Here is a 5,236-nt window from a genome sequence, read left to right on the forward strand (position 1 = left end):
GCCGCAGGCCGCCGATCAGGAAGACCAGACCGGCGATGATCCGTCCGCCGGGAATGCGCAGGGCGCCTATGCCCTGGGCCGTCAGGCCGGTGAAGCCGTCGCCCCACAGACCGCCCAGTCCGGCGGCCAGGGGCCAGGCGGCAGGCGCGGTCAGGGCGGCGAGGGCGCCGGACAGCAGCAGCACCCCGCCCGTCGCGGCCAGAGCCTTCAACGGCGTCGGCTTCAACCGCTGCTGGATGGCGTCGCCGACCGCACGGGCCAGACCAAAGGCGACCAGCAGCAGGGCGGCGGGCCAGGCGGCCAGACCCAGCGACTGCATGAACAGATCGGCGAACAAAGCGCCATTGGCGCCCAGCCAGTTGGTGGTCGGCAGGCTGGAAGCCGCGTTCAGGCTGGCGTCCGCAGGGTTCCACGAGATCAGGGCGACCAGAAGCAGGGTCGCCAGCAGGGCCTGTAGCATGCCCCGGAAGCGCACCACGAAGGGCGCGCCCCACAGGATGCGGGCGCTGATCCAGGCCTGACGGCCGACGGCGAGGGCGGTGGACATGAAAGGCGTGACCTTCCGGGCGGCTGACGTTCGACCGCCCTTGTCGCACCTTCAGGGTTAAGAGGTTGTTTACCAGCCGTCCCCAGCCGTCAGAGGATCACCGCCTCGACGGAGCGACGCGGGGACAGAGGCAGGGTCGGACCGAAGCCGAGCCGCAGCACCAGGTTCGGACGTTTGTCGCCTTCGCCGACCAGGGCGGCCAGTTCCGGGCGCAGGGCTGCAACCTCGACCGGCTGATTGACGAAGGCGTGGCGAAGCCCCAGGCCCGTCGCAGCCAGCATCAGTCTCTGGCAGGCCCGGCCGACGGCGATCCAGTGGGCGGGATCGGATCGTTCCGCCACGAAGACGGCCACGGCGGCGGACGAGGCGATCTGGGCCTCATAGCGGGTGTTTTCGCTCGCGGCTGTAAAGAACCGGTCGAAAGCGAGCCGGCCCAGGCCATCGGGCAGGACGGGACTGCCGCTGGACGCCGAAAACAGGCCGTCGCCCTGGCGCAGGGCCGCGCGGGGATTGAAGCGCAGCCAATGTTTCAACTCGGCCATGAAGGCGGGATCGGCCATCTGGGCGGTGTTGCCGGCGACCACCAGTTCGCGGACGCGATCCAGGCTGGGCCGGTCGGTCAGAAGATGAAAGGCGACGCCGGGCGCCGTGGTCGCCTGACGCAGTCGGGCCAGCGCGCTCGGCGGTATGGGATGGCCGTCATAGATGGTGCGGCTGGAGCGTCGAGCTGGAATGGCGGCGAACAGGGGATCCGGTTGGGCGGCTCCGGAGGTGAAGCTGTAGCGCAGGCTGCGTCCGTCAGCGCCCAAAGCCAGTTCGCCGGGGCGGCCGGTCGCGGCGGCGGCGATGCGCAAATTCTCGGCCGCACAGCCCAGGCTGACGAACAGATGGTGGTCATCGGGATCGACCGCCGGCGTCCGGCGGGTCAGGTCGGGCAGGATATCGACAGCGCCGTCGGAGAGGCGAAAGCGCCAGGGTTGGGTGTTGTGACCGCTGGCCGCCAGGGCGGCGTAGCGGACCAGTTCAGTCACGGGGGGAGCGTCCGTCAGGGGCGCGCGAAACCGGGCCGTGAGACGGTCGTAGTCGCCGCTTGATCCTGTGGATGTCCGCCAAGCGACGCCGCCCGCCGCGCCCAGGGCGAGCGTTGCGCCGGCGCCGATCAGAATCCGTCGTCTGTTCATCCTGGCCTCCTGCCGCGCTATCCGTGGGGCAGTCGTCGGGCGAAAGCCTTGACCGAGGTCAAGGCCTGTCGGCGTTGCGACGATTTCCCGTCTGGACGTTTCGGTCTTCGGGCGCGACAAGCCTGCCATGGCAGACACCGAACGCTACGACATCATCATCGCCGGTGCGGGGTTGAGCGGGGCGGCGTTCGCCCTGGCGGCGGCCCAGGCCGGGTTGAAGGTGGTCCTGGTCGATCCGCAGCCGTTCAGCGCACAACTTGCGCCGACGTTCGACGGCCGTTCGACGGCCGTGGCCTTTTCGACCTTCCGCATGTTGGACGCCCTGGGCCTGGGCCAGTCCCTGCGGCCCCACGCCTGCCGGATGGACCATATCCTGGTGACCGACGGCCGTCGGCCGGGCGCGGCCAGCCGGTCGGCCTCGCCGGCCTTCCTGCGGTTCGACGCCGACGAGATCGGCGGCCGCACGGGCGGCGAGCCGCTGGGCTATATGGTCGAGAACCGCCGCATCCGCGTCGCCCTCGCTGAGGCGGTGACGGCGGCGGGGATTGAGGTGCGGGCGCCGGCCTCCGTCGCCAGTGTCCAAACCGACGCCGGCAAGGCGACCGTGACCCTGGCGGACGGCGCGACCCTGATTGCGTCTCTGGTGGTGGGGGCGGAAGGGCGGGGTTCGACGGTTCGACGGGCCGCCGGCATAGACACCGTCGGCTGGGCCTACGGCCAGAGCGGGGTGGTGGCCACGGTGCGGCTGGGCCGCGATCATGGCAATGTCGCCCACGAATATTTCCTGCCCAGCGGCCCCTTCGCCATCCTGCCGCTGACGGATCAACGCGCGAGCCTGGTCTGGACCGAGACGACACGCCGGGCCGAGGCCCTGCGCGACGCCTCCGACGCAGCCTTCCAGTCCCATCTGATGCGGCGGTTCGGCGATTTCCTGGAGGATGTCACGGTCGAGGGGCCGCGTTTCGTCTATCCGCTGTCGCTCAGCCTGGCCGAGAAGATCGTCGCGCCGCGCATCGCCCTGATCGGCGACGCGGCCCACGGCGTGCACCCGGTGGCCGGCCAGGGCTTGAACATGGGCTTGAAGGACGCGGCGGCCCTGGCGGAGGTCCTGGCCGAGGCCGCGCGTCTGGGCGAAGATATCGGGGCCGAGACGGTGTTGGAACGTTACGCCCGCTGGCGCCGGTTCGACACGGCGGCCCTGGCGGCGGGGTTCGACGCCTTCGTGCGGCTGTTCTCCAACGACATCGCCCCGGTGCGGATCGCACGCGACCTCGGCATGGCGGCGGTAAATCGCATCGGGCCTTTGCGCCGGGCCTTCATGCAGGAAGCCGGCGGGGCGACCGGAGACCTGCCGAAACTGCTGCGCGGCGAGGCGGTCTAGTTCAGCCGCAGCCGCACGCGTTCGAAGGTCGAACTGCGCCGCGCCTCCTCGACGCCGTCCAGGCCGTGAGCCCGGGACAGGGCCTGGAGCGAGCCGGTCAGGGCGCCCTGTTTCTCGCGTGCGGCGGCGACGTCCAGCCAGGGCCGATGATCGTCGGGGTCCAGCAGGGCGCGGCGCAGGGCCGAGCGTTCGGCGGCGTCATAGTCGCGGCTTAGGATGGCGCGGCTGAACAGCATGTTCTGCAGCCGGATCAAGGTCTGGCGGTCGGTCACCGGCGCCATCAGTATGTCCAGACGGTCGGCGACATGCGGCGTCAAGCCGGCGCGTAAGGCGCGGCGCGTCAGTTCGCTGGGCATGACCAGCCGCCCCTGACTGAAGGGGTCCAGGGCCACCGGTCCCTCGGCCGTCTCGACACGGACCAGAAAATGGCCCGGGAAATCCACACCCGCCGCCTTGAGCCCCGCCGCTCGGGCCGCGTGCAGATAGAAGACCGCAAGCGCCGCCGACAGGCCGCGCCGACGTTCGGCCACTGCAATGATGTCGGTGTTGTCGGGATGGTCGTAGTGCAGCAGGTCGCCGTTCAGCCGCAGGTCGGCCGCCATGGTCTCGGACAGGGCGTCGTCGGGACCTTCTGCGCCGATCCGTTCCTTCAGCCGTTCGCAGGCGCCGTGGGCCAGGGTGCGGACGGGCTCGGCGTCGCGCAACGGATTGTCGTGAATGGCGCAGGCGATCGCGGCCTCCAGCAGCGGGAAGCTGTCGTCGCCAGCCGCTCCGGCCGACGTCAGGATGGCCTCGGCCTTCTCCCGCGTCATGCGATCCTTTCAGCCCCCGCCGTGTCTCTGGACGCCGCGAAGATGACGCGGAAACCGGCCAGGAGCCAGCGCCACCATATCAATTCTCAAATCAAGAGGTTGCAGGGCCGGCCGATTGCGTCGGACGGCCTCGCCCGCCGCGATCAGTCGATCATGCTGGGCCGGCTTCAGCGCCAGGAGCGCGGCGTTCAGGGTGGTGCGTCGCTTGACCTCGACCACGGCCAGGATACGGCCGCGTCGCGCCAGCAGGTCGATTTCACCGGACCGGGTCTTCAGGCGGAAGCCCAGCACCTGATAGCCCTTGAACATCAGCCACAGGGCGGCGACCCATTCGGCCGCATGGCCGGCCTTAAAGGCGGCGCCGCCCTTGGCCTGACGCCACGCCGCCTTGGGGCGTCGCTTCGGCGCCGGGCGGGGCAGGCGGGCGTTCACTTGCCCTGGAGCTCCAGAGCCCGGCGGTAAAGAGGCTTGCGCGGCAGGTCCAGGGCGCGCGACACCTCTGACGCCGCTTCGCCGGGCGCCAGACGCGTCAACGCGTCAGCCAGGGCCGCATCGGCATCTGCAGCCGAGGCGACCTCGGCTTCGCCGGGGCCGACCACCACGACGATCTCGCCCTTGGGACCGTGGAGTTTGGGATGGACGGCCAGTTCGTCCAGCGGGCCGCGCACGCATTCCTCGAACAGCTTCGTCAGTTCGCGGGCCACGGCGGCGGGGCGCGGTCCCAGGACGGCGGCCATATCCGTCAGACTGTCGCGCAGACGCGGCCCGCTCTCGAAGAAGACCAGGGTCTGGCGCTGGGTCTTCAGGTCTTCCAGCATCGACTTGCGGCCGGCGGTCTTGGGCGGCAGGAAGCCGGCGAACAGGACCCGGTCGGCGGGCAGGCCGGCGATGCACAGGGCGGCCAGCAGGCTGGACGGACCGGGGATCGGATGGACCGGCAGCCCCTCGGCGATCACGGCCCGGGCGACGACGAAACCGGGGTCCGACACCAGCGGCGTGCCCGCGTCCGAGACCAGGGCCACCACCTCGCCGTTCCTGAGCCGTTCGATGGCCAGTTCAGCCGCGCGGGTCGAGGCGTGATCGTCGCAGCGTTCAAGCTTCGCCTTCAGCCCGTATGCGGTCAGCAGTTTGGCGGTGACGCGGGTGTCCTCGGCCAGGACCAGGTCCGCGGCGGCCAGGACGTCCAGCGCCCTCAGCGTCATGTCGCGCAGGTTCCCGATCGGCGTCGCCACCAGATAGAGACCCGGCTCCACCCGCCGGGGCGGTGGAGCGGTGGGCGGGAAGGGGCCGGGTTCGCTCATGATCAGACGGTGGG

At 70.5% G+C, this 5,236-nt stretch carries 6 protein-coding genes; 1 reads left to right on the forward strand and 5 read right to left on the reverse strand.

All coding sequences use genetic code 11. The annotated features are described in order from the left end of the window. Both ER13_RS15830 and ER13_RS15835 read right to left on the reverse strand, forming a co-directional pair. Positions 1-547, reverse strand: a 547-nt coding sequence (locus tag ER13_RS15830) for a DNA translocase FtsK 4TM domain-containing protein (RefSeq protein WP_035310811.1), incomplete at its 3' end; no start/stop codon positions are given. 89 nt (positions 548-636) lie between these two features. Further along, a complete protein-coding gene (locus ER13_RS15835; protein ID WP_035310813.1) occupies positions 637-1,728 on the reverse strand; it encodes a nitroreductase family protein in 1,092 nt (363 codons plus the stop codon). Positions 1,729-1,855: 127 nt separating this feature from the next. Here ER13_RS15835 and ER13_RS15840 point away from each other — a divergent pair, with 127 nt between their 5' ends. Then, complete coding sequence (locus ER13_RS15840; protein WP_035310816.1) at positions 1,856-3,109, forward strand: UbiH/UbiF/VisC/COQ6 family ubiquinone biosynthesis hydroxylase; 1,254 nt, start codon at positions 1,856-1,858, stop codon at positions 3,107-3,109. Here the strand turns inward: ER13_RS15840 and ER13_RS15845 are convergent. From ER13_RS15845 to rsmI, 3 genes are read right to left on the reverse strand one after another with little or no spacing between them, the layout of a single operon-like run. Next, positions 3,106-3,921 (reverse strand): transglutaminase family protein, encoded by an 816-nt coding sequence (locus ER13_RS15845; protein ID WP_035310817.1) that lies wholly within the window; start codon positions 3,919-3,921, stop codon positions 3,106-3,108. The genes ER13_RS15840 and ER13_RS15845 overlap by 4 nt on opposite strands. 9 nt (positions 3,922-3,930) lie before the next feature. Then, a complete protein-coding gene (locus tag ER13_RS15850; protein WP_008262070.1) occupies positions 3,931-4,353 on the reverse strand; it encodes a YraN family protein in 423 nt (140 codons plus the stop codon). Next, on the reverse strand, positions 4,350-5,222 hold the full coding sequence (gene rsmI / locus ER13_RS15855; RefSeq protein ID WP_035310819.1) for a 16S rRNA (cytidine(1402)-2'-O)-methyltransferase: 873 nt from the start codon (positions 5,220-5,222) through the stop codon (positions 4,350-4,352). Before rsmI ends, ER13_RS15850 begins: the two co-directional genes overlap by 4 nt. Positions 5,223-5,236: the final 14 nt, after the last annotated feature.

The sequence above is a fragment of the Brevundimonas sp. EAKA genome (assembly GCF_000698025.1).
Lineage (GTDB): Bacteria > Pseudomonadota > Alphaproteobacteria > Caulobacterales > Caulobacteraceae > Brevundimonas > Brevundimonas mediterranea_A.